The sequence below is a fragment of the Streptomyces sp. NPDC018964 genome (assembly GCF_044390325.1).
In the GTDB taxonomy this organism is placed as follows: domain Bacteria; phylum Actinomycetota; class Actinomycetes; order Streptomycetales; family Streptomycetaceae; genus Streptomyces.
The window spans coordinates 258,573-278,635 of record NZ_JBIRYZ010000008.1; the positions used below are offsets into that span (position 1 = coordinate 258,573).

The following is a 20,063-nucleotide window of genomic DNA, read 5'->3' on the forward strand; positions in this document are numbered from 1 at the left end:
TCACCGCCGGAGCCGGGCGTTGGTGTGCCGGGTCGGCTCGGCGGTGGCCGGATCCTCCGGCCAGGGGTGCTTGGGGTAGCGCCCGCGCAGTTCGGCCCGCACGCCCCTGTAGCCGTCCCGCCAGAACGAGGCGAGGTCGGCGGTCACGGCGGCGGGCCGCCCGGCCGGGGACAGCAGGTGCACCAGCAGCGGCACCCCGGCCACCCGCGGCGACTCCTGGAGCCCGAACATCTCCTGGAGCTTCACGGCGAGCACCGGCCGCTCCGGGTCGGAGTAGTCGATCCGGATTCCGGACCCACTGGGTACGGTGATCCGCTCGGGGGCTAGCTCGTCGAGCCGCACGGCCTCGCCGGAGGCCCAGGGCAGCAGCCGCGCGAGCGCCTGCCCGGCGTCGATCCGCGCGAGATCGGCCCGCCGCCGGGCACGGCTCAGCTCCGGCTCCAGCCACTCCTCCACGCGCGCGTGCAGCGCCTCGTCGGAGACGTCGGGCCACGGTTCGCCGAGCCGGGCGTGCAGGAAGGCCAGCCGCTGCCGCAGTACGGCTGCCCCGGCCGGCCACCGCAGCAGCCCGAACCCCTCCCGCCGCAGCCCGTCCAGCAGCGCGCCCCGTACGAGCGAGGGCTCGGCACCGGCATGCGCCCGTACGGCCACTTCCACCGCCCCGAGCCGCTCGACCCGCCGCGCGACGACGTCCCCGTCGCCCCAGCCCACTTCCTCCCGGTGCTCCAGCAACGCCCCCGCCGCGACCCGCGCGACCCCCTCGTCGACGACGCCCGCGAGCCGCACGCGCGCGTGCCCCCGCCCCACGGGCCGATCGGCCACGGCCACGGCGATCCACTCGGCACCCCGCAGCCGCGACCCGGCCCCCACCTCGGCCCGCGTCCCGCCCACCATCAGGTACGACCCGCCCTCCACCCGGGCGACCCGCTCGGGAAAAGCCAGCGCGACGACGAACCCGACCCGCCCGTCCTCGTCGCCCCCGGCCACAGGCGGGAAACCGGCTCCGTCCGTCCACGGGGGCTGGGAGCCCTCAGCCGCCCGCGACGCCACCGGTCCGGCGCTCCCGTCCCCAGGCCCCCGCGGGGTGCCCGGAGCGGACGTTTCCGCGCCGCCGGCGGCCCGGGCGTCGCCCCCTGCCGCCCGCCCCGGAGACCGGCCGGGGACGGTACGGGTGTCGCCCCGGTCCGCCGGTGCCGGCGGGGAGGTCCGTGCGGGCTCCGGGAGGAGAGCGCGGAGGCGGGCGGCCTCCTTGCGCCACCGCGCGGCGTACGCGTCGCCGCCGCGTCGGGCGGCGTGCAGCGCGGCGGTGAGGTCGTCGCCGTACTCACGCGGTGGTTCCTCGCCGATCAGAGCGACCACCTCGGCCGCGAGGTCCGGGCCCACCACCGGCGCCGCGTCCAGCAGGGCGCGGCCCAGACGCGGGTGCAGGCCCAGACGGGCCAGCCGCGCCCCGCGCTCACCGGCCCGTCCGTCGGGACCCACCGCCCCGATCGCCGTCAGGACGGAGCGGGCCGCCGCCATCGCCCCGGCCGGCGGGGGATCGAGCAGCGCCAGCCCCGAGGCGTCGGGATCGCCCCAGCAGGCCGCCTGGAGCGCGAACGCGGTCAGGTCGGCCACCTTGATCTCGGAGGAGGGGAACCGCGGCAGACGGGCGTCCTCCGCCTCCGCCCAGCACCGGTACACCGTCCCCGGCGCCTCACGCCCGGCCCGCCCCGCCCGCTGCCGCCCCGCCGCGCGGGAGGCCCGTACCGTCGTCAGCGCGCTCAGCCCCCGCGCGTGGTCCACGCGCGGCTCCCGCGCCAGCCCGCAGTCCACGACCACCCGCACTCCCGGAACCGTCAGCGACGACTCCGCGACCGAGGTCGCCAGCACCACCCGGCGCCGCTCCCCGGCGGACAGCACCGCGTCCTGCACGGCGGCCGGCGCCCGCCCGTGCACCTGGAGCACGTCGACACCGGCGAGGTCCCCGAGCTGCCCGGCCACCCGGGCGATCTCGCCGACCCCCGGCAGGAACACCAGCACGTCCCCGTCCCGCTCCGCCAGCGCCCGCCGCACCACCGACGCCACGTGCGTCAGCAGCGCCGGATCGACCCACGTCCCGTGCGGCGGCCGTACCGCACGCGCGGGAGGCGCCCACACCACGTCCACCGGGAACGCGGCACCACGCGCCTCGACCACCGGCGCGTCCCCCAGCAGCCGGGCCCAGCCCTCCGCGTCCGTCGTCGCCGACGCGGCCACCAGCCGCAGCTCCGGGCGCAGCGCCTGGCGCACGTCCCACAGGAACGCCGCCGCCGTGTCCGCGTCCAGGTGCCGCTCGTGGCACTCGTCGAGCACCACCACGTCCACCCCGGACAGCTCCTGGTCACGTTGCAGGCGCTGGAGGAGCACACCGGTCGTGACGACCTCCACGCGCGTGTGCCGCCCCACCGCCCGCTCCCCGCGCACGGTGAAACCGGCCGACTCCCCGACCCGCTCGCCCAGCAGCCACGCCATCCGCCGCGCCGCCGCGCGGGCCGCGATCCGCCGCGGCTCGGCGACCACCACCCGCCGCGCGGGCCCGTCCCCGAGCAGTCCCGCCAGCACCAGGGGCACCAGCGTCGTCTTGCCGGTGCCGGGCGGCGCCACCAGCACGGCGGTGCCGTGCGCGTCGAGCGCGCCGGTCAGCCCCGGCAGGGCCTCGCGCACGGGAAGGGCGTCCAGGGCGTCGTAACGGATCACGCACTCAGTCCCGTACGCACACGAAGATCGCCGTCCCCGGGATCAGGTTCCCGCGCAGCGGTGACCAGCCGCCCCACTCGGAGGTGTTCCAGGCCGGCCACTCCGGCTCCACCAGGTCCACCAGCCGGAACCCCGAGGCGACGACGTCACGGACGCGGTCCCCGAGCGTCCTGTGGTGCTCCACGTACACCGCGCGGCCCTCCTCGTCCTGCTCGACGTAGGGCGTGCGGTCGAAGTACGACGCGGACACGCTCAGCCCTTCCGGACCGGGCTCGTCGGGGAACGCCCAGCGGATCGGGTGCGTGACCGAGAAGACCAGCCGGCCGCCGGGCCGCAGCACCCGCCGCACCTCACGCAGCACCAGCCGCGGATCGGCGACGAAGGGCAGCGCCCCGTACGCCGAGCAGGCCAGGTCGAAGGAGCCGTCCGCGAACGGCAGCGCGCCCGCGTCGGCGCACACCAGCGGGACCGGGCCGCCGATCCGCAGCGCGTGCTGCAACTGCCGGTGCGAGATGTCCAGCGCCACCGGCCGCGCGCCCTGCGCGGCCAGCCAGCGCGAGCACTGCGCCGCTCCGGCGCCCAGCTCCAGGACGTCCCGCCCCTTCAGCCCCTCCGGCGGGCCGAGCAGCTCCGCCTCCACCTCGTCCAGGCCCTCGGGCCCCCACACGAAGCGGTCGTCGCCGAGGAACGTGCCGTGCTCGATCTGGTACTCGTCCGCGTTGCGGTCCCACCATCCCCGGTTGGCTCGGGAGCTCTCCGTGACACCGGCCTGCCGCCGGGTCGCCTCCGGTTCGGGCGCTTCGGGCTCTTGGATGATCGGCTCCCTCGTCGTACTCTTCCGTCCAGTCAGCCGGTCCCCGGCGTGTCGCCACAGGGGTCTCATCACCCCTGCGTGGCCTCGGGAGACCGCAGTTGTGCCGGTTATGCGGCGATCCGCCCCGGGTGGGCGGCTTCGCGATTGACCATGCCCGGCAGCCCCCGTATGCTACAAGTTGCGCTGCGAGCTTGCGCACCTCAGACGTAGCAGGCTGCGCTCGCATCTGTTGTATGTCCCCTCGGTTCTCGAGGTGTCATCACTGGTCAACGGTGAGGCGCTTCCTTGGCTGTCCGGCTTCTGCAGAGCGAAACGGGCTCCGGCGTAGCAGTACCTACGACTTCAATGTCCGTACCGGAGCCCTTTCCCACATGACGAGCAGCACCGAGACCACCGCCACCACCCCGCAGGTTGCGGTCAACGACATCGGTAACGAGGAAGCGTTCCTCGCCGCGATCGACGAGACGATCAAGTACTTCAACGACGGCGACATCGTCGACGGCGTCATCGTGAAGGTCGACCGGGACGAGGTCCTGCTCGACATCGGTTACAAGACCGAAGGTGTCATCCCGAGCCGCGAGCTCTCGATCAAGCACGACGTCGACCCCAACGAGGTCGTCGCCGTCGGCGACGAGATCGAGGCCCTCGTCCTCCAGAAGGAGGACAAGGAAGGCCGCCTGATCCTCTCGAAGAAGCGCGCCCAGTACGAGCGGGCCTGGGGCACCATCGAGAAGATCAAGGAAGAGGACGGCATCGTCACCGGTACCGTCATCGAGGTCGTCAAGGGTGGTCTCATCCTCGACATCGGCCTCCGTGGCTTCCTGCCGGCCTCCCTCGTCGAGATGCGTCGTGTCCGCGACCTCCAGCCCTACGTGGGCAAGGAGCTCGAGGCCAAGATCATCGAGCTGGACAAGAACCGCAACAACGTGGTCCTGTCCCGCCGTGCCTGGCTGGAGCAGACCCAGTCCGAGGTCCGCCAGACGTTCCTCACGACCCTCCAGAAGGGTCAGGTCCGTTCCGGCGTCGTCTCCTCGATCGTCAACTTCGGTGCCTTCGTGGACCTGGGCGGCGTCGACGGTCTGGTGCACGTCTCCGAGCTGTCCTGGAAGCACATCGACCACCCCTCCGAGGTCGTCGAGGTCGGCCAGGAGGTCACGGTCGAGGTCCTCGACGTCGACATGGACCGCGAGCGCGTCTCCCTGTCGCTGAAGGCGACCCAGGAAGACCCGTGGCAGCAGTTCGCCCGCACCCACCAGATCGGCCAGGTCGTGCCCGGCAAGGTCACGAAGCTGGTTCCGTTCGGTGCGTTCGTCCGCGTGGACGAGGGCATCGAGGGTCTGGTCCACATCTCCGAGCTGGCCGAGCGCCACGTGGAGATCCCGGAGCAGGTCGTCCAGGTCAACGACGAGATCTTCGTCAAGGTCATCGACATCGACCTCGAGCGCCGTCGCATCAGCCTCTCGCTGAAGCAGGCCAACGAGGCCTTCGGTGCCGACCCGTCGGCGGTCGAGTTCGACCCGACCCTGTACGGCATGGCCGCGTCCTACGACGACCAGGGCAACTACATCTACCCCGAGGGCTTCGACCCCGAGACCAACGACTGGCTCGAGGGCTACGAGACCCAGCGCGAGGCGTGGGAGACCCAGTACGCCGAGGCGCAGCAGCGCTTCGAGCAGCACCAGGCGCAGGTCATCAAGTCCCGCGAGGCGGACGAGAAGGCCGCTGCCGAGGGTGGCGAGGACGTCGCCCCGGCCGCGTCCGGTGGCGGTTCGTACTCCTCCGAGGGTGGCGACCAGTCCGGTGCGCTGGCTTCGGACGAGGCGCTGGCCGCGCTGCGCGAGAAGCTGGCGGGCGGGCAGAGCTGACGCTCCGCACCGACGCTGAGCCGTTGACCGAGGGGTCGCACCTTTTCGAGGTGCGGCCCCTCGGTGCTGCCCCCTGGGGAAGCCGCCGGCGCCCTCGTCGAACGTCGAAGGGCTGCCGGCGCCCGGGAATGTCGGTGCCGTGTGTCACGTTGTGCAGTACGGACACGAGGAGGAGCGGTCACTGTGCTTGATCCGCAGGGTTTGTACGCATGGGAGCCGAAGGGGCTCGGCGTCGTCGACATGGCGCTGGCCCAGGAGTCGGCCGGACTTGTCATGCTCTACCACTTCGACGGATACATCGACGCGGGGGAGACCGGGGACCAGATCGTCGACCGGCTGCTCGACTCGCTGCCCCACCAGGTCGTCGCCCGGTTCGACCACGACCGGCTCGTCGACTACCGCGCCCGGCGCCCGCTGCTGACCTTCACCCGTGACCGGTGGAGCGACTACGAGGTGCCCGCCCTCGAGGTACGCCTCGTCCAGGACGCCACGGGAGCGCCCTTCCTGTTGCTCTCCGGGCCCGAGCCGGACGTGGAGTGGGAGCGCTTCGCCGCCGCCGTCCAGCAGATCGTGGAGCGGCTCGGCGTACGCCTGTCGGTGAACTTCCACGGCATCCCCATGGGCGTCCCGCACACCCGGCCCGTCGGCCTCACCCCGCACGGCAACCGCGCCGACCTCGTCCCGGTGGCCGGCAGCGCCTTCGACGAGGCGCAGGTCCCCGGCAGCGCCGAGGCGCTCGTCGAGTACCGGCTCATGCAGGCCGGGCACGACGTCCTGGGCGTCGCCGCGCACGTGCCGCACTACATCGCCCGTTCCCCGTACCCGGACGCGGCACTGACCGCCCTGGAGGCCATCACGGCCGCGACGGGACTGGTCCTGCCCGGCGTCGCGCACGCGCTGCGCAACGACGCCCACCGCACCCAGACGGAGATCGACCGCCAGATCCGGGAGGGCGACGACGAACTCACCGCCCTCGTCCAGGGTCTCGAGCACCAGTACGACGCGGCGGCGGGCGCGGAGACCCGGGGCAACATGCTCGCCGAGCCGGTGGAGATCCCGTCGGCGGACGAGATCGGCCGCGAGTTCGAACGTTTCCTGGCGGAGCGGGAGGGCGACGGCTGACGCCTTAGGCTTCCTCTCATGCTGAAGGTGGGCCTGACCGGCGGTATCGGCGCCGGCAAGAGCGAGGTGTCGCGGCTGCTCGTCGAGTGCGGGGCCGTGCTGATCGACGCGGACCGGATCGCGCGCGAGGTCGTCGAACCGGGGACGCCCGGTCTCGCGGCGGTCGTGGACGTCTTCGGCCCGGAGGTCCTCACCGCGGACGGCAGGCTCGACCGGCCCAAGCTGGGCTCCGTCGTCTTCGCCGACCCCGAGCGGCTGGCCGTCCTCAACTCGATCGTCCACCCCCTGGTGGGCGCCCGCTCCCGCGAGCTGGAGGGGGCCGCCGCCGAGGACGCCGTCGTGGTCCACGACGTCCCCCTCCTCACGGAGAACGGCCTGGCCCCCCTCTACGACCTCGTGATCGTCGTCGACGCGAGCCCCGAGACCCAGCTCGACCGGCTGGTGGGCCGGCGCGGCATGACGGCGGAGGACGCGCGCGCCCGGATGGCCGTCCAGGCGACCCGCGAGCAGCGCAGGGAGATCGCCGACATCGTCATCGACAACGACGTCCCCCTCGACGAGCTGGAACAGCGCGTCAAGGACGTGTGGTCCGGGCTCGTCCGCCGGGCGCGGACCTCCCGCCCGGAACAGTGATCCCGGGCGCGGCCCCCGCCCGGAATAGCGGGTGCCGGGCGGGGCGTTGAACCCGTCCAGTGAGGGAAGGATCCCGCCGTGCCCGAGACCAGCGGTTCGACCGGACGTACGCCGGAAACGCATGTCATCGACTTCCGTGCCGCCGAGCGCCTGCTCGCCTCCCGTGACCCGAGGGGCGCGGTGAAGCTGCTCGACGGTGTCATAGACGTCCATCCGGAGAACACCGCGGCGCGGCTGCTGCGCGCCCGCGCCTTCTTCGCGGCGGCCCAGCTGCGCCCCGCCGAGCTGGAGTTCTCCCTGGTCCTGGAGCGCGAGCCGGACAACGCCTTCGCCCACTTCGCGCTCGCCCGCACCTACCAGCGGCAGGGCCGCCCGCACCCGGCCAAGCGGCACTTCCGGCTGGCGGCCGCGCTGGACCCGAACCCGGAGTACCTGGAGGCGGCCCGCTTCGACGCGTGACGGCCCGCGCTACGGACGGCTCCTCGGCGGCTGGTACGGGGGCACGTCGCGCCCCGGCTGGTAGTGCGGGCCCTGGCGGATGTGCCGCAGGACGACGACCAGGTCGACCGTGACGACCAGCCACAGCAGCCCGCAGACGAGGGCCCAGCCCGGATGCCCGGCGAGCGCGAACACCGTCGTCCCGGACACCGTCCAGACCACGCCCCACACGCTCAGACAGAACCGCATCCGCAGAGCACTGCGCGCGGTCGTCGGCTCACTGCCCGTGCGCATCGCGATCACCGTCCCGTCCGCGCGGATCCTCCGGTCCCGGGTTCCCGGAACCGCCTCCATGACCACGTGTCACTCGGTCGGGTGAACCGGCGGGAGAGGGGAACGGCTGTGCGGGCGCGGGCCGTTTGACGGGCATGGAACCGAAAATGCGTGAGGGGTACGAGGGGACGGGTCCCGGGGCGATCACCCCGGACGGCTGCGCGGTGGAGCTGTACGCGCGGCTGCCCGTCGGGGACGAGCCGGACGTCATCGCCGCCGCGGTGCCGGAGCGGGCGCGGATCCTGGAGCTGGGCAGCGGAGTGGGGCGGGTGACCCACGCGCTGCTGGAGCGCGGCTTCGAGGTCACGGCGGTGGACGAGTCCGCCGAGATGCTGGAGCGGGTGCGCGGGGCGCGGACGATATGAGGCCCCATAGAGCGGCTCGACCTCGGCGAGACGTTCGACGTGGTGCTGCTCGCGTCGTTCCTGGTGCACGCGGGGGACGTCGAGGTGCGGCGGGGCATGCTGCGCGCCTGCGCGCGGCATCTGGCGAAGGGCGGGTGCGTGCTGATCCAGCGGGAGGGCGAGGACTACCACACCGATGTGCCGCGCGAGCGGGTGGACCCGGCCGGCTTCACCGTGCGGATCGTGTCGGCGGAGCCGGTCGGCGACGGCGTGGACTCGGTGCGCGCGGAGTACGTGTTCCCGGACGCGACCTGGACCCAGACGTTCCGCGCCCGCCCCCTGACGAGGGAGCGGTTCGAGGAGGCGCTGGCCGAAGCGGGCCTGAAGGTGGACCGGTACCTGACGGAGGACAGGACGTGGGTGCGGGCGGTGCCGATGTCCGGCACCTGAGCGCGCGGCCCGCGGTCACGGCCGGGCCGCACCACCGGCCCCCCTGCCACGGCTCTTGCGCCCACCACCGCCCGATCCGTGCCCGGCCGACCTGCCGCGCCCACCACCCGTCCCGCGTCCGGTGGTTCCGCCGCGCCCGCCGGACACGGCCCCCGGGTCACCGCTGCCGCCCGGTCCACCCGGCCCACCCGGTCCGCCGGGCCCCGCGTACCCGCCGAACGGGCCGGGCCCGCCCAGCCCCCGCAGCCGCTCCATCTCCCGGCGGTCGCGCTTGGTCGGGCGGCCCGCGCCGCGGTCGCGGATGCCGGCCGGGGCGACGGCCTCGCGGGGCGGGGGCGGCGGGGAGTTGTCGACGTAGCACTGGACGGCCACGGGGGCGCCGACCCGCTTGCGGATCAGCCGCTTGACGACGACGATCCGCTCCCGGGTCTCGGCCCGCAGCCGCACCTCGTCGCCGACGCGGAGGGAGTGCGAGGGCTTCACGCGCTCGCCGTTCACCCGGACGTGCCCGCCCTTGCAGGCGGCGGCGCCGAGCGACCGCGTCTTGACCAGCCGCACCGACCAGATCCAGCTGTCGATCCGCACGGACTCACCACTGCCCGGACCGGCCGCCTCGGCGGCCGCCACGGCGGCGGCGACCTTGGGGTCCTCGGCACTCTCAGAAGCCATGGTCCCGACCTTAACTCCCGGGCCCGGCCGGTGGTGCGGGGTTTTCGCCCGCCCCGAACACCTACGGTGGAACCATGGACGTCCGTGGCCTCGACCGGCTCGACCGGCGCATCACCGGCTGCCGTGCCTGCCCCCGCCTGGTCGGCTGGCGTGAGGAGGTCGCCCGTACCAAGCGGGCCGCGTTCGCGGACTGGACGTACTGGGGGAGGCCGGTGCCCGGGTTCGGGCCGTCGGACGCCCGGCTGCTGATCGTCGGCCTGGCACCCGCCGCCCACGGCGGCAACCGCACCGGCCGGATGTTCACCGGGGACCGTTCCGGGGACGTGCTGTACCAGGCGCTGTACGACGTGGGGCTCGCCTCGCAGCCGGGCTCCACCCACGCCGGGGACGGTCTGGAGCTGTACGGCGTGCGCGTCACCTCGCCCGTGCACTGCGCCCCGCCCGCCAACAAGCCCACCCCCGAGGAGCGGGACGCCTGCCGGCCCTGGCTGGTGCAGGAGTTGCGCCTGCTGCGGCCGACGGTGCGGGCCGCGCTCGTGCTGGGGGCCTTCGGCTGGCAGGCCGTGCTGCCCGCGTTCGCCGAGGCCGGCTGGACCGTGCCCCGGCCCCGGCCCGCCTTCTCGCACGGCGCCCACGTCACCCTGGACGCCCCCGACGGGCCCGGCCTCCACCTCTTCGGCTGCTTCCACGTCAGCCAGCGCAACACCTTCACCGGCCGGCTCACCCCCGAGATGCTCCGCGAGGTGCTGCGCACGGCGGCCGGGGCGGCGGGACTGCCCGCGCGGAAATGAGATGTGCCGCCCCGCCCCCGGCGTTATGTTGCCCCGATGGCCAGGTATCCGGAGATCGAACCGTACGACCACGGCATGCTCGATGTCGGTGACGGCAACCACCTCTACTGGGAGACCAGCGGCAACCCGCGGGGCAGACCCGCGGTGGTGCTGCACGGCGGACCGGGCTCCGGCGTCGGCCCGAACCTCCGGCGCTACTTCGACCCGGCCGCCTACCGCATCGTGCTGCTCGACCAGCGCGGCGCCGGCCGTTCGACACCGCCCGCGAGCGACCACGCCACCGACATGAGCGTCAACACGACCGCCCACCTCATGGCGGACCTGGAGCGCCTGCGCACGTACCTCGGCATCGAGCGGTGGCTGGTGTGGGGCATGTCGTGGGGATCGGTGCTCGGCCTGCGGTACGCGCAGACGCACCCCGGTGTGGTCTCCGAACTGGTGCTGACCGGCGTGGCGACCGGCTCCGACGCCGAAGTCGGGCTCCTCACCCGCGGGCTGGGCAACATCTTCCCCGAGGCCCACGAACGCTTCCTCGCCGCGCTGCCCGCCGACGAGCGCGACGGAAACCTGGCCGCCGCCTACAACAGGCTGCTGGAGTCGCCCGACCCGCAGGTCCGGGAACGGGCCGCGAAGGCCTGGACCGACTGGGAGACGGTGATGATCCCCGCGCCCCCGGGCTCGGTCGCACGCTTCCAGGACCCGGTGTTCCGCATGGGCTTCGCCCGTACCGTCACCCACTACTGGGGCAACGGCCACTTCCTCGGCGACGGCGGGGACGACGGCCAGGAGGTCGTCCTGCGCGACGCCCACCTCCTCAAGGGCATCCCCGGCACCCTCGTCCAGGGCAGCCTCGACTTCGGCAACCTCCTCGGCACCGTCTGGCGCCTGCACCACGCCTGGCCGGACAGCGAGTTGACGATCGTGGACGAGGCCGGTCACGACGCGGGCGACGTCGGCGACGACGTACTGGTGGCGGCGACGGACCGGTACGCGCGCCGCGGCGGGTGAACGCCGTCCCCCTTTGCTCCAGGGGAGGGAAATCCCGCTCCCCACAGGCATGATCCGCGCGCCGGACATACGCTTCCGGCGAGGGAGGGGAGACGCGGAATTCCAGCCGAGGAGGCCCGGTGGCCGAACGCACCGCGAAACGACGGGGCTATCGAGAAGGCGTCCTCGGCGACATGCTCGCCGAATTCCTGGGCACGTTCGTCCTGCTCCTGCTGGGTATCGGATCCGTGGCCGTGGCCGTCGTGGGACTGCCCGGTTCGGGCCGGCAGGCGGTGGACTTCGGGCCCGCCAACTGGCTCATCATCGCGTGGGCGTGGGGATTCGCCGTCGCGTTCGGTGTTCATGTGGCCGGCGGTGTCAGCGGCGCCCACCTCAATCCCGCGGTGACCCTGGCCTTCGCCGTCCGGCGGGACCTCCCCTGGCGGAAGGTCCTGCCCTACTGGTTCGCGCAGGTCCTGGGCGCCTTCGTCGCCGCCGCGCTCGTCTACGCCTGCTACCGGTGGGCGATCGACGCGGCCAACGCGAAGGAGGGGATCATCCGGGAGGAATCGCTGGGCACCTATTCCATCTTCGCCACGTTCCCCGCCGAATACTTCGGGGATTCCTGGTGGGGCCCCCTGCTCGACCAGATCGTCGGAACGGGAATCCTGCTCCTGCTGATCTGCGCGCTCATCGACACCCGCAACACGGCTCCGGCGGCGAACCTCCATCCGTTCCTCATCGGTCTGGTGGTCGTCGTCATCGGCATGGCCTTCGGCACCAACGCCGGATACGCGATCAACCCGGCGCGCGATTTCGGACCCCGGCTGTTCACCTTCTTCGAGGGCTGGGGGGCGATCGCGCTGCCCGGGTCGTTCGAATGGTTCAGCGGCTACTGGTGGATCCCGATCGTCGGCCCGCTCATCGGCGCGGTCCTCGGGACCCTCGTGTACGACCTGCTCATCGGCCCGGTGCTCAGGGCGAGGGCGGGGCAGGCCGAGAAGGGCCCGGCCACCGAGGAACCCTAGGCACACCCACCGCCCGGCCGCCGCTCCGGCTCCCGCCACTGTTGACAGCACTGGCTAACGCCACTAGCTTTTAGCTAACACGCTTAGCCGAATGTCGGGTCGGCCGATCCTGGGAGATGTCATGACCGAGTACCTCGCTGTCGACGGTGGCACGATCGCTTACGAGGTGGCGGGGTCCGGCCCGTTGGTCGTGCTCGCGCACGGCATGGGCGACCACCGCGCCGCCTACCGCGCCGTGGTCCCGCGGCTGGCGGCGGCGGGCTACCGGGTCGCCGCGGTCGACCTGCGCGGCTGCGGCGAGTCCAGCACCGACTGGCCGGACTGGAGCCGCACCGCCATCGCCGGCGACCTGCTCGCCGTGATCCGCCACCTGGGCGGTCCGGCCGTGCTCGTCGGTCACTCGATCTCCGGCGGCGCCGCCACGATCGCCGCGGCGCGGGAGCCCTCGCTGGTCACCGCGGTGATAGAGCTGGCCCCCTTCACCCGCAAGCAGTCCGTCGGCCTGGGCGACCTGCGCAGCAAGCGCCTGCGGCGGGGCATGACGCGGCTGCTCGGCGCGACCGTACTGGGCAGCGTGCCGCTGTGGCGCTCCTACCTGGACGTGGCCTACCCGGGCGTGAGGCCGGCCGACTTCGCCGAGCGGCTCGACCGCGTCGAGGCGGTGCTGCGCGAGCCGGGCCGGATGAAGGCCCTGCGGGGCATGGGCCGCACCACCCCGGCCGACGCCGGCGCGCAGCTCGCGGCCGTGCGCTGCCCGGTCCTGGTCGTGATGGGCACGGACGATCCCGACTGGGCCGACCCGCACGCCGAGGGATCGGCGATCGTCGAGGAGCTGCCCGCCGGCCTCGGCCGCCTCGAAATGATCGAGGGCGCCGGTCACTACCCGCACGACCAGTACCCTGACCAGGTGGTTTCGCTGACACTCTCCTTCCTCCGAACGGACGCCGCCCGTGCCTAGGGCCGGCCTCGACCCCGCGACCGTGGTCGCGGCCGGTGCCGACCTCGCCGACGAAGTCGGTCTGGCCCGCCTCACGATGGGGCTGCTGGCCGAGCGCCTCGGCGTGCGCACCCCGTCCCTGTACAAGCACGTGGGCGGCCAGGAGGACCTCGTACGGCGCATCGCGGCGCTCGCCACGGCCCAGGCCGCCGACGTCGTCGGCGCCGCCGTCCAGGGGCTGTCGGGCAGCGACGCCCTGGCCGCCGCGCTGCGCGCCTTCCGCACCTTCGTGATCGCCCATCCGGGCCGCTACGCCGCGACGACCGGCATGGAACCCATCGGCCCCGACGATCCGATGGCCCTCGCCGGCCGGCGGCTGTTCGACGTGTTCCGGGCCGTTCTGCGCGGCTACGAGATCGAGGAGTGCGACGTGAACCATGCCCTGCGCATGTTCCGCAGCCTCTGCCACGGTTTTGCCACGCTGGAAGCGGCGGGCGGCTTCAAGTGGAGCACCGACATCGACGAGAGCTTCGAATGGCTGATCGCCTTCACCGACCGAGGTCTGCGCGCCGTGTGAAAGCGCCCACGCCGCCGTCCGTCCACGGGAGCGGCTCAGGCTGGACGGACGGCGTGTCCGACAGGCGTACGGTGCGCCGGCACCGGTGCTGAGACACCGGACGCGACCTCGGACCACCTGTGTGGTGTCCGGGCCGGGAACGGCGGTCGCCGCCCGCACCGGCCGAGGCGGACACGGCTCCGGGACCCGGACGATCGCCGACGCCCACGGGCGACCGCGCACCGGGCGCGCCGAAGCCGGCCCGGTCGTCCAGGACCTGCCCTCGACCTCCGCCCGATCGGCGGCAAGGCGGTCCGGCGGCGGGCACCGAGGGACCTCTTAGGAGCCCGCGCCCTCCTCCGGTACGACCGCCGTCGCCGTGATCTCCACGAGCTGCCCGGTGTACCCGAGGCAGGCCACACCGATCAGGGTCGACGAGTGGGGCCCCGTGCTCAGTCCGGACACCTCGACCACGTCCCACACGGAGGTCAGCACCGAGGACTCACCGCTCACGACGTACACATCCGTCGCGACGACGTGCCCCAGGTCGGAGCCCACCGCCCGCAACTGCTCCTCGAGATTGGCGATCACCTGCCGGGCCTGCCGCACCGGATCGCCCTCGCCGACCAGCTTCCCCTCGGCGTCCAGCGGAACCGATCCGGCGAGGAACGCCAGCCTGGTCCCCGCCTCGACGACGGAGGCGTGGGAGTAGGTGGGCGGCGGGAAGAGGGTGGGGACGGTGACACGGCGGATCATGCGGACTCCTGTAGCCGAGGGGAGGACGGACGGCCCTCGATCCTGCATGGCACACCGAGCCACCGCACCCGTATTTCGCTCGCCCCCTCGACCACGTCCCCGTACCCTGCCCGATGCCTCCCGCACGCCGTCGATCACCAGGAGCCCCCGTGCCGTCCGCCCTCCCGGACCAAGCCTTCCTCGACCGTACGGCCGACCGCCTCGCCGGCCTCCCCGGTGTCCGGGCCGTCGCCCTCGGCGGCTCGCGCGCCCAGGGCACCGAACGGCCCGGGAGCGACTGGGACATGGCGCTCTACTACCGGGGTTCCTTCGATCCGGACGGCCTGCGCGCGGTCGGCTGGGAGGGCGAGGTCTTCGGCATCGGCGACTGGGGCGGCGGCGTCTTCAACGGCGGTGCCTGGCTGACCGTCGACGGGCGCCGGGTCGACGTCCACTACCGCGACCTGGACAGCGTCGAGCACGAACTGGCGGAGGCGGAAGCGGGCCGCTTCCGCGTCGAACCGCTGATGTTTCACCTGGTCGGCATCCCGACCTACCTGATCGTCGCCGAACTCGCCGTCAACCGGGTGCTCCGGGGAGAAGTGCCCCGCCCGGACACCTATCCGCAGGCGCTCCGCGACAGCGCCCCGCCCCGCTGGGCCGGCGTGGCCACCGCCACCCTGGCCTACGCGAAGGCGGGCCACGCCCCCAAGGGCGCCCTCACCCAGGTCGTTGGCGCCATCGCCGTGGCCGCGACCTGCACCGCGCACGCGGTGATGGCGGCACGCGGGGAGTGGGTCACCAACGAGAAGGGGCTGCTCCACCGTGCGGGCCTTGAGCGCGTGGACGACATCATCGCCGGAATGCGAGCCACGCCGGAATCACTCGTCACAGCCGTCACCGACACCGAGGCGCTGCTGGAAGCCGCACCACGTTGACTCCCACGGCCGTCGGAACACCGGAACCCGTCATGGACCGGGGAGAAGCGCCGGGCGGCCACCAGGACCGGAGGAACGCACCCCGGACCGGGCCGGGACCACCCGAACCGGACGGTGCCCACGGCCGCCACACGTACCGGACGTCCGGCTCCCGCTCCTCGTTCCCGGACCCGCCCGTCCACTCCACGGGCGCGAAACCGTGCCGTTCGTAGAAGCGGTGTGACGGAAGCAGCCGTGCACCTCGTCGTCGGGCCGGGGCCGGACCACGCCCGGCAGGGCGGCGGCGAAGGAGCGCGGCCAGACGTCGGCCGCGGTACCGGCGTCGGCGGGCAGGGCCCGCCGCACACGCACCGCTCGGTCACCGGTCATCACGCGGACTCCGATCCATGGGCCGCGGGCAACCCACCGGTCATGCGGGTCCCGCCGCCCGGGCGCACCCGTATCTCCGCCGGACCGGCCGAACGACGCGAGGCGTCGGGGAGTTCAGGGCCAGACGCCGGTGAAGTCGATCGCGCGGGCCCACTCGGGATGGTCTATCAGCGGATTCCGGTTGCCCTGGACCTCCGCGATGGCCGCGTTGCGGTGCAGTTCGTACTCGCTGACCGCCTCGCCCTCGTGCCACTTCAGCAGGACGGGCAGCCGTTCCGCGGGGAACTCGCGCGCCGCGTCGCCGACCTGGCCCGGATAACGGAGCAGGAAGTACAGCGTGGCACGGGCGACCGCGCCCCTGCCCTCCTCGGGCTCGAACCCCACGTCCTCGCGCATCCCGCAGTCCTCCCGGACCGCTTCGTCGAAGTCGGGGAAGTCGAAGTACGGGAAGTTGCCGCGGAAGCTGTTGCAGCCGACCTCGCACGCGAACAGGTGGTGCAGGTCGCCCCGCATCGGCTCCTTCCTCGCGAACCACGACTGCGGCACCACGTGCTCGCAGTTGAACGGCATGGACGCCTCCAGGGCGTCGAACTCCGCCTCGAACTCGGCCGGTCCCGCCGTGCTCTCCCGCAACAGCAGTTCCTGCACGCGGGCCAGCCGGGCCTCCGCCACGGCCGCGTCGGCCCGTATGAGCTCCTCGGCGGAGAAGTCCTTGCCCGAGTAGATGCTGCGCAGCCGGCCGTCCTTGTGCAGGTCGACCCACGGATAGACCATGCTCATCGGCTTGTACCGGGGCCGGGGCCCATGGGTCTCGGTCAGCAGCCCGGTCAGCGCGTCGCGCAGCGCGCCGCCGCCGCTGCCGGGGTCGACGTCCGCGTAGTACGCGTCGCGTGCGGCGAGGTCCGCGGTCCGGTCGTAGTAGGGCCCCTCCCGTGCGAGCCGGTGGCTGGTCAGGGCCGCCTCGACGTCCTTCTCGACCGCGGACACGATGTCCGGCCGCCCGGCCGGGGACGGCTGGGGCGCCACTGTCGGCGCCGGCGCGGCCGACGAGGACAAGGGCGTGTCGAGACCGAGGCCGAGACCGAGGGTGATCCGCAGGGGGATGGTGAGCTGGGCGGCGCCGTCGGCCGCCCGGGCCTGCGAGCCGTCGGTCCCCGGCAGGGTGACCGTGCCGAGGGGGGAGGGCGCCGGCGGCGCGCTCTCCTCGGGGGACGGGACGAGACCGGTGGTGAACACCTCGTCCCGCAGCCGGGCCGCCTCACCGGTCAGGGGTATCGCACGCAGGGCCTCCAGCACGCGGCTGATGCGCACCCCCTCGTTGGCCCGCCACGCCAGTTGCTGTTCGCCCGTCTCCGGCCGCCACACCGTGCCGTCGACGCTCAACGGCCGGCCCTCGGCGTCCGTCTTCGGAACGGCCGAGTGGTGCAGCGCGACGACCTCCCACTGGTCGTTGAAGACCGCGGAACCCGAGGAACCCTCACGGGTGTCGGACTCGTAGTGCAGGAACCGGTCCAGCAGGTCGACGACCCGGTTGTCGCGCAGCGCGATCTGCTTGGGTTCGCCCCTGGGATGCTGGACGATGTTGACGTACTCCCCGATGACGACCTTTCCCTGCGCCTCGCTGAGGACCAGCCGGCCGAACGACGCCAGCGCCTCGCCCTGCGCGCCGCGCGGGGCCACCGCGACGAGGCTGAAGTCCAGCGCCCGGTCGGTGACGAAGAACCGGAGCGGCTCCAGCGGGAAGACGGCCGGTACGAGGGGGCCGCCGTCGACGCCGTCCTGGAACGCGAACGCGACCCTGCCGCGGTCCGCCTCCTGAACGCCGGGCAGCACGTGGTTGTTGGTGAGCAGCAGGGAGGGGGACACCATGAAGCCGGTGCCGTGCCCGCCGCCCGGTCCGCTGACGGTGATCCGGCCGACCGAGCGGGAGACCTGTACGCCCTCCTCCAGGAACGCGATGGGGGTGAGGTTGTTGCGCCCGATGAGGCGCTCCAGCCCCAGCATCTCGCTGGTGACGTTCTCCGGCGGCAACCGCAGGGTGCTTCCCGCGCTGCTGGCGGGTTCCGTCGGCGTCCGCTCGATCGCCCGGGCCATGGCCCAGTCGGTGCCGAGGCGTGCCAGCCGCTTCTCGACCCGCTCGGGAGTGTCCGCGTACAGCGGTCCGCGTGTCTCGAGGACCGCCCGGTTCCGTTCCCGCCGTTCGGTCCGGTTCTCGTAGCGTGTCGCGGCCATCGTCAGTTGTGACAGATAGTCCGACTCTCGTCGGGAAGCGAGTTCCGCCGTGGCCATGATCCGCCTCCTGGCCTGTTGGTGGTGCCGGCGATGGGGGACAGGACTCTTCCGAGCCGTGTCCGAAGTTACGGAACCGCCGTCAGCGCGGCGTCATCGATCCGGTTGCGCGGCACGGGCGGGGGGCCAAGACTGGTGACGACACCTCCTCCTCGAAGGACGCGGCGCCCCGGAGCCGCACCAGGCAGACCACGAGCAGCGATGCGCCGGTGGCGAGGCCGGACGGCCCCCGGAGGCGCTCGCGCGGGACACGGTGAGCGAGGCGATGAGGCCGGTTCCCCCGCCTCCCCGGCTGCGGTTGCTCGGCCAGTTCCGGCTGGAACTGGGTACCGAGACCGTCGAACTGTGCCGCAACGGCCAGCGGCTCCTGGCCTTCATGGGACTGCGGGGACGGGTGTCCCGCACGGTCCTCGCCGGCACGCTGTGGCCCGAGGCCACCGAGGAGCACGCCCGGGGCAGTCTGCGCACCACCCTGTGGAAGCTGCCGCGCGGGGAGCCGCCCCTGATCCGGTGCCACGGGGACACCCTGCTGATCACCCCGGTCCTGCGCGTGGACGTCCACGCCCTCACACGGACGGCGCTCGGCGTCGTGCGGGACCACGGTCCACCGCTCTACGCCACGCCGCCCCTGGAAGCCCTCACCGGCGAGGACCTGCTGCTCGGCTGGGACGAGGACTGGGTCCTGGTGGAGCGCGAACACCTGCGGCAACTGCGGCTGCACGCGCTCGACGCGCTGGCCGCGACCCTGATCCGGCAGGGCAGACCCGCCCTGGCGATGGAGGCCGCGTGGGCGAGCGTCCGCGCGGAGCCCTTACGGGAGAGCGCCCACCGGGCCGTCGTGTCGGCACACCTGGCGGAGGGCAACGTCAGCGAGGCCGTGCGCCATTACCACGCCTTCTGCCGGATGCTGAACGAGGAACTGGGCGTCGCGCCCTCACCGCAGTTCACCCGGCTGCTCCCCGGACGGACCGGGTGGACCGGGTGGACCGGGCAGGCCGGGCGGACCGGCTGAGCCTCGGCCCCTGACCCGGCGGCGGCACCGCCCCCGGGACGAGGGCACCGTGTCAGTGCCGTGCGAACTGGACGCGGGTCGGCTGTACGACGTCCGGCCGTACGGCGATGCCGTCGACGGTCAGCCGCTCCCCGTAGACGTCGGTGAGCCTCAGGGCGCCGCCGCACCCGGTGCCGTCGGGGGAGAGGAAGTAGTTGTACTCGGTACGGGTCAGCCGCTGCCACCCGGAGCCGGTGGCGACCTCCAGCCGGGCCAGCGGATTGCGGTGGCCGATCGCCTGGATGCCGCACCAGTGGCTGCTGGATCCGGTCTTGTAGCGGATCGAGACGGTGTCGGACGTGCCGGGGCTGAGCAGGCTCCACGTGACCGGGATCCTCCCGGCGGAGAGTCCGGCGAGCTTCGCGAAGGCCTCCCTGCTCAGGTCGAGCTGCCCGGGAGCGCAGGGCGCGGGGCACTCGTTGGTGATCCGGACCGTCACGGAGGCGCCGCCGGCCGCGCGGACCAGGACGTACGCCCCGCACGCCCTGGACGTCTCGTAGTCCGCGGTGTTCATCGCCGCGATCATGAGGTCGGGGCTCGGACCGTACAGGCAGGCGCCGTCGCCGTCCCCGGCGTCGTAGTGGGTGGCGACTCCGCTGTAGGCGGTCCCGGGCTCGATCCGTCCCGCCAGCGGTGCCCCGCCGGAGGCCGGGCGCGGGGCGGTCGCGGGGGTGCTGCCGCGCGACGGCCGGGCCGACGGGGTCGTCGCGGAGGGCTTCGGGGCGGCCGGGGACGCGGTGGACGGCCTGGCTTTCGGTGTCCGCCCGGTCGCCGTGGGCGAGGCGCTCGGCCGGGCGGTGGTGTCGGCACCGGCGGCGGACGTGGCCGTGGCCCTCACGGTGTCGGATCCGCCGTCGTGGGTGAGGGCGACGACCAGCGATATGAGGAGGCCGACGGCGGCCACGGCGACGGCCGGGGCCAGGAGGCCGCGCCGCTTGCCACGCGGACGGCGGTGGGAGGGGGATGCCACGGATGAGTCCTTACGTGGTGCCGGAG

General features: G+C 73.4%; 18 protein-coding genes and 2 pseudogenes. 12 read left to right on the forward strand and 8 right to left on the reverse strand.

The features are described from left to right. Positions 1-2,718, reverse strand: coding sequence for an ATP-dependent RNA helicase (locus tag ACH5AO_RS16405; protein WP_398925046.1), 2,718 nt, complete (start codon positions 2,716-2,718; stop codon positions 1-3). Positions 2,719-2,722: 4 nt separating this feature from the next. Then, positions 2,723-3,601, reverse strand: coding sequence for a class I SAM-dependent methyltransferase (locus ACH5AO_RS16410; RefSeq protein ID WP_398925048.1), 879 nt, complete (start codon positions 3,599-3,601; stop codon positions 2,723-2,725). A 302-nt stretch (positions 3,602-3,903) separates the two neighbouring features. Here ACH5AO_RS16410 and rpsA point away from each other — a divergent pair, with 302 nt between their 5' ends. The 4 genes from rpsA (at position 3,904) to ACH5AO_RS16430 (ending at position 7,611) form a co-directional block, all read left to right on the forward strand. Beyond that, on the forward strand, positions 3,904-5,397 hold the full coding sequence (rpsA, locus tag ACH5AO_RS16415) for a 30S ribosomal protein S1 (RefSeq protein WP_217136406.1): 1,494 nt from the start codon (positions 3,904-3,906) through the stop codon (positions 5,395-5,397). A 183-nt stretch (positions 5,398-5,580) separates the two neighbouring features. After that, on the forward strand, positions 5,581-6,519 hold the full coding sequence (locus tag ACH5AO_RS16420) for a PAC2 family protein (protein ID WP_398925050.1): 939 nt from the start codon (positions 5,581-5,583) through the stop codon (positions 6,517-6,519). An 18-nt stretch (positions 6,520-6,537) separates the two neighbouring features. After that, complete coding sequence (gene coaE / locus ACH5AO_RS16425; protein WP_398925052.1) at positions 6,538-7,152, forward strand: dephospho-CoA kinase; 615 nt, start codon at positions 6,538-6,540, stop codon at positions 7,150-7,152. Positions 7,153-7,230: 78 nt separating this feature from the next. Next, positions 7,231-7,611, forward strand: coding sequence for a tetratricopeptide repeat protein (locus tag ACH5AO_RS16430; protein ID WP_398925054.1), 381 nt, complete (start codon positions 7,231-7,233; stop codon positions 7,609-7,611). 9 nt (positions 7,612-7,620) lie between these two features. Here ACH5AO_RS16430 and ACH5AO_RS16435 read toward each other — a convergent pair whose 3' ends face one another. Beyond that, positions 7,621-7,884 carry a DUF6343 family protein gene (locus ACH5AO_RS16435; protein ID WP_398925056.1) on the reverse strand — a complete coding sequence of 88 codons (264 nt, stop codon included), beginning with the start codon at positions 7,882-7,884 and terminating at the stop codon, positions 7,621-7,623. 146 nt (positions 7,885-8,030) lie between these two features. Between ACH5AO_RS16435 and ACH5AO_RS16440 the strand changes: the two are divergent. After that, positions 8,031-8,717: pseudogene (locus ACH5AO_RS16440) on the forward strand (class I SAM-dependent methyltransferase). Between the two features lie 15 nt (positions 8,718-8,732). On the opposite strand, the gene ACH5AO_RS16445 reads toward ACH5AO_RS16440, so the two are convergent. Beyond that, positions 8,733-9,386, reverse strand: a complete 654-nt coding sequence (locus tag ACH5AO_RS16445) for an RNA-binding S4 domain-containing protein (RefSeq protein ID WP_398925058.1) — start codon at positions 9,384-9,386, stop codon at positions 8,733-8,735. A gap of 74 nt (positions 9,387-9,460) precedes the next feature. Between ACH5AO_RS16445 and ACH5AO_RS16450 the strand changes: the two genes are divergently transcribed. From ACH5AO_RS16450 to ACH5AO_RS16470, 5 genes are all read left to right on the forward strand, one after another. After that, entirely contained in the window at positions 9,461-10,177 is a 717-nt protein-coding gene (locus tag ACH5AO_RS16450) for a uracil-DNA glycosylase (protein ID WP_398925060.1), read from the forward strand. A 36-nt stretch (positions 10,178-10,213) separates the two neighbouring features. Then, a complete protein-coding gene (gene pip, locus ACH5AO_RS16455; RefSeq protein ID WP_398925062.1) occupies positions 10,214-11,185 on the forward strand; it encodes a prolyl aminopeptidase in 972 nt (323 codons plus the stop codon). Positions 11,186-11,358: 173 nt separating this feature from the next. Then, a complete protein-coding gene (locus tag ACH5AO_RS16460) occupies positions 11,359-12,192 on the forward strand; it encodes an MIP/aquaporin family protein (RefSeq protein WP_398925247.1) in 834 nt (277 codons plus the stop codon). Positions 12,193-12,313: 121 nt separating this feature from the next. Continuing rightward, positions 12,314-13,150: an alpha/beta fold hydrolase gene (locus tag ACH5AO_RS16465; protein WP_398925064.1), complete on the forward strand. Its 837-nt coding sequence runs from the start codon at positions 12,314-12,316 to the stop codon at positions 13,148-13,150. A gap of 22 nt (positions 13,151-13,172) precedes the next feature. Further along, positions 13,173-13,706, forward strand: a complete 534-nt coding sequence (locus ACH5AO_RS16470; protein WP_398925249.1) for a TetR/AcrR family transcriptional regulator — start codon at positions 13,173-13,175, stop codon at positions 13,704-13,706. A 318-nt stretch (positions 13,707-14,024) separates the two neighbouring features. On the opposite strand, the gene ACH5AO_RS16475 is transcribed toward ACH5AO_RS16470, so the two are convergent. Beyond that, a complete protein-coding gene (locus tag ACH5AO_RS16475) occupies positions 14,025-14,441 on the reverse strand; it encodes a RidA family protein (RefSeq protein WP_398925066.1) in 417 nt (138 codons plus the stop codon). A 113-nt stretch (positions 14,442-14,554) separates the two neighbouring features. On the opposite strand from ACH5AO_RS16475, the gene ACH5AO_RS16480 reads away from it, so the two are divergent. Then, complete coding sequence (locus ACH5AO_RS16480) at positions 14,555-15,358, forward strand: nucleotidyltransferase domain-containing protein (RefSeq protein WP_398925070.1); 804 nt, start codon at positions 14,555-14,557, stop codon at positions 15,356-15,358. Positions 15,359-15,479: 121 nt separating this feature from the next. Here ACH5AO_RS16480 and ACH5AO_RS16485 read toward each other — a convergent pair. Both ACH5AO_RS16485 and ACH5AO_RS16490 read right to left on the reverse strand, forming a co-directional pair. After that, positions 15,480-15,727, reverse strand: a pseudogene (locus ACH5AO_RS16485) (hypothetical protein); the annotation flags it as partial. A 114-nt stretch (positions 15,728-15,841) separates the two neighbouring features. Further along, positions 15,842-18,016, reverse strand: a complete 2,175-nt coding sequence (locus ACH5AO_RS16490; RefSeq protein ID WP_398925072.1) for an endonuclease — start codon at positions 18,014-18,016, stop codon at positions 15,842-15,844. Between the two features lie 265 nt (positions 18,017-18,281). Here ACH5AO_RS16490 and ACH5AO_RS16495 point away from each other — a divergent pair, with 265 nt between their 5' ends. Further along, complete coding sequence (locus ACH5AO_RS16495; RefSeq protein WP_398925074.1) at positions 18,282-19,028, forward strand: BTAD domain-containing putative transcriptional regulator; 747 nt, start codon at positions 18,282-18,284, stop codon at positions 19,026-19,028. A 52-nt stretch (positions 19,029-19,080) separates the two neighbouring features. Here the strand turns inward: ACH5AO_RS16495 and ACH5AO_RS16500 are convergent, their stop codons facing one another. Beyond that, positions 19,081-20,037, reverse strand: a complete 957-nt coding sequence (locus tag ACH5AO_RS16500; RefSeq protein ID WP_398925076.1) for an expansin EXLX1 family cellulose-binding protein — start codon at positions 20,035-20,037, stop codon at positions 19,081-19,083. Positions 20,038-20,063 lie beyond the last annotated feature (26 nt).